The organism is Rhodococcus sp. 105337, assembly GCF_012844225.1.
Lineage (GTDB): Bacteria > Actinomycetota > Actinomycetes > Mycobacteriales > Mycobacteriaceae > Rhodococcus.
This window is the reverse complement of the sequence record NZ_JABAGQ010000023.1, coordinates 1-3,220: the sequence shown is the minus strand read 5'-3', so window position 1 is coordinate 3,220 and position 3,220 is coordinate 1. Positions and strand designations below refer to the sequence as shown.

At 64.4% G+C, this 3,220-nt stretch carries 4 protein-coding genes and 1 pseudogene; all 5 read right to left on the bottom strand.

Features of this window, described 5'->3' with window-relative positions; all coding sequences use genetic code 11:
* Nucleotides 1-522 precede the first annotated feature (522 nt).
* The gene (locus HF886_RS20775) at nt 523-759 is read right to left on the bottom strand and encodes a transposase (RefSeq protein ID WP_169653373.1); all 237 of its coding nucleotides are present in this window, start codon (nt 757-759) and stop codon (nt 523-525) included.
* Between the two features lie 236 nt (nt 760-995).
* Nucleotides 996-1,985 carry a DUF2637 domain-containing protein gene (locus tag HF886_RS20770; RefSeq protein WP_169653372.1) on the bottom strand — a complete coding sequence of 330 codons (990 nt, stop codon included), beginning with the start codon at nt 1,983-1,985 and terminating at the stop codon, nt 996-998.
* 202 nt (nt 1,986-2,187) lie between these two features.
* Nucleotides 2,188-2,508: a hypothetical protein gene (locus HF886_RS20765; RefSeq protein ID WP_169653371.1), complete on the bottom strand. Its 321-nt coding sequence runs from the start codon at nt 2,506-2,508 to the stop codon at nt 2,188-2,190.
* Nucleotides 2,505-3,179 (bottom strand): ParA family protein, encoded by a 675-nt coding sequence (locus HF886_RS20760; protein WP_240955258.1) that lies wholly within the window; start codon nt 3,177-3,179, stop codon nt 2,505-2,507. The genes HF886_RS20765 and HF886_RS20760 overlap by 4 nt, the downstream gene beginning before the upstream one ends.
* Nucleotides 3,145-3,220: pseudogene (locus HF886_RS20925) on the bottom strand (transposase); the annotation flags it as partial. The gene HF886_RS20760 and the pseudogene HF886_RS20925, both read right to left, overlap by 35 nt.

Here is a 3,220-nt window from a genome sequence, read left to right as displayed (position 1 = left end):
GTCGTGATCCACACCGGCCGATCGAGCTACTTCACACCATCTGACATGCAATTACACGACTTTGCCGGGGCCCTGACGTTGCCCCTGGTGTGGCACAGGTGTTGTCCCGGCGGAGCGTAGCGGAGCCGGGGACGATCGTCGTGGTGTTGTGCGGGTCAGGCGGCCGGGGTGAGGGTGACGGTGTAGCCGAGGGCTTTGAGTTGACGGATGTGATGCGTTTCTTCGTGTCCGGTTTGACATGGCGGGTGAAGTGTTCGGCACCGAGATCGTGAAAACGGGTATCCGGTTCTGAAGCAGGCTGCGGACGATGACCAGGATGGAGCGACCGACGGCGACGATGGCCTGTCTCCTCCCTCGTCGTCTGGCGGTCCGCCGGTAGCGGGCACCAAGAAATGTGTCGGTTCTCCCGGCAGTCACGGCGGCCTCACCGAGAGCACAGGCGAGATAGCGGTTGCCGTGCCCGGCCAAACCATTGCCCTTGGACTTGCCTGCGGAAGAGTTGATCTCGGGCGAGAACGTCGTCTACAAACACAGGTGCCCGGTGGTGGGGAACCGGGACATGTCCACGCCGATCTCGGAGAGAAGGATCGCGGCGGCCACCGGTCCGATCCCCGGGATTTCATCGAGACGTGCCGCCGCCAGCGCGAAAGGGTCCAGCTGCACCTCGATCTCAGTGTCGACCGCGGCGATGTCGGTATCGATGGCATCGATCCGACCCAGCATCTGCGTGAGTAGGAAGTCGTGGGACTCGATCAGCATCGTGTTCTCCTCACTAACGCGCACCGATTGAGCAAGGGTGGTCGCCCGTGGGGGTCATCAGGGTGAAACTGAATCTGATCCTCGTGCTCGATGACGACGGCAACAGTGAAGGGCCCACAGGGTGACTCCCACGCCCGGCTAGATGACGGCATCGAGGGACCATAGGAAAAACGGCGTCGACGGGGGACCCCCACACCATTTTCAGTCCGGAACGGTCGTCCCGACAGGGACAATGGCTAGATGATCGAGTGCTCGTTCATCGGATCGGCCGTCTCGGTTACCGGCAATGGTGGGACCAGGAACCCTTCGGTCTCGGCCTCCTGGCAGAACTGCCGCCACCGCCGGCTGACGGTGGATTTGTCGATCTGCAACCGGTGAGCAACGTCGACCTGCCGCAGTTGTGGGGACTCGATCATCATCGACGCCACCACTTGCACGGTTTCGTGGAACTCGGAGTCGGCGAGGAAACGAAGCAACCCCTCCTGGGTCTGCGCATATCCGTTGCGCGTCACGGAGCGCGCAGGTTGCCCCATCATCACCGGCTCGACAACCGAGTTGCAGACGAAGGTGGTTGTTTCCGACGCAGGTGCATCACCGGGTTCGGCCGCGGGCACGCCCTGCAACGGTGCGTGCACGGCACGGTGAACGGTTGCGAGGCCGCCGTCGACGGTTGCGCCGTCTCGGGGTGCACACGACTCGCGGTGCACTGCGATGTCACGCTCGGTTGCGGCGAGAGCCGACGCGGGCGCCACGGTGGTGATCGGCGCCGGGGCACCTGCAGCGGGCTGGTTGCGGTGGATCATCATGACGAACAGGTGGAACAACGCCAACCACAGCAGCGGGAAGATCGCCGCAAACAGTGCCCCGATCCAGGGGGCCTGCGGAACGAACCCGAGGTCCTCCCCTGCTGCAACTCGGGCGAGGTTGCGCTCCGCGGTCTGCCAGGCGTGGAAGGCGTTGCCGACCACGCTCAACAGCACCGTCACCACGGCCAACGTCGCGCAGTACGCAAGCGAGTATCGGCCGCGGTCGGAGATGCGGAAGATGACGTAGCCGGCGGTGGCCGCAGCCTGTGCAACGTCGATGGCAACCGGTGCCATCCATGCTCGGCCCGGTTGCACACCGACCTCGATCGCCAGGGCGCGAAGTGCATCGAAGGACAGGATGAACGACAGCGCCGCGATGAACAGCGTCATCGCGGCCACGGTCACCAACGCCAGTGTCATCTACCGGCTCATCGGCAACTCGGCTCGCAACGCGGTTGCAGGTTCGGTTGTATCGTCGGGCATGACCGGAGGGTGTCCTTCCTGACAGGTGGGTAGTCCTGGTCCACGGTCCCCGTGCGGTTGCAGCCGCACCGAGGGGATCTGCACTGCGTGCGTTGCGGGCATGCAACGCACGCAGTGTTGGGGGGTCGAGAGCGCTCTTTCAGAGGCCGTGCTTGTCGAGGTACTCCTGCAACGCCTTGTCGGTGATCGAGGCCTCGCTGATGGTTCGATCGCCGGTTTCGTAACGAAGCTTGTCCACTCCCCTACGCAGCCGTGCCTTGATGCTCGGACGGATGCGGGTGTTGTGCGTCGTCGACAAACCCTCCGCCGGATCGGTGTCTCTGCCGGCCACCGACGGCGTGGCCGCAGGGGGAGGCGCCGGGGTCGATGCCGGGGTCGACGCCTCGATGCGCGCAGGGCGTTCGGGCAGTTCTTCGGCCGGGTGGGTCTTGCGGATCGCCGGCTGGCGTTGTGCGGTCACGATGCACCTCCGGTGGTGAGAGACAGTTCGGCAAGCAGATCGCTGTAGGCGGTTTGCAGGGAAATCGCGCGACCACCTCGGAACTGGTGGATCGGGGTCCGGGCGCTGTGCGCGTCCTGACGCGTGGCCAGTTCCGGGATGATCGTGCGGGCCACGAGATCGCCGTAACCCTCCCGCAGCTCGGTCTCCCGGAAGTTGTGCTCGGCGGTGCCACGTCGACGGCTGAGGACGATCTTGTCGAAGCTCAGGCGAGGGTTGGCGCGTTTGCGCACCGTGCGAATGGTTTCGTCGAGGCGTTCGACGCCGTGCACACTGTCGATCGTCGGTTCGGTGACCGCCACGACCCCGTCGCACGCGATCAGGACAGCAAACAGGACTTTGCCCAGGCTAGGTGGACAGTCGAACAGCACCACGTCGTAGGGACTCAGGTCCAAGCCTTCGAAAGCGACATCGAGGCGGAAGACCAGGTCGTTCGAGCCGTCGGACTCGATCTTGCCGAGCTCCTCGTCGGCCGGAATCAGGTCAACTCCATCCCAATCGGTCGCGACGACGGCATCGGCTGCGCCACCTTCGACGGTCTGGTTCATCAGGTGGTAGGTGGTGAGCATCTCGCCCTCGACGGTCACACCGAGGCCATCCTGACCGCAGTTTGGGGATCTTGACCTCGACATCGCCGCTGGTGGTGGCCACGGTCTTCGTTCGATGTCCGTTG

Bases quoted from the DNA above. Each gene is read 5' to 3' on its own strand.
- HF886_RS20775 (WP_169653373.1), bottom strand. From the start codon at position 759: ATGCTGATCGAGTCCCACGACTTCCTACTCACGCAGATGCTGGGTCGG.
- HF886_RS20770 (WP_169653372.1), bottom strand. From the start codon at position 1,985: ATGACACTGGCGTTGGTGACCGTGGCCGCGATGACGCTGTTCATCGCG.
- HF886_RS20760 (WP_240955258.1), bottom strand. From the start codon at position 3,179: ATGTCGAGGTCAAGATCCCCAAACTGCGGTCAGGATGGCCTCGGTGTG.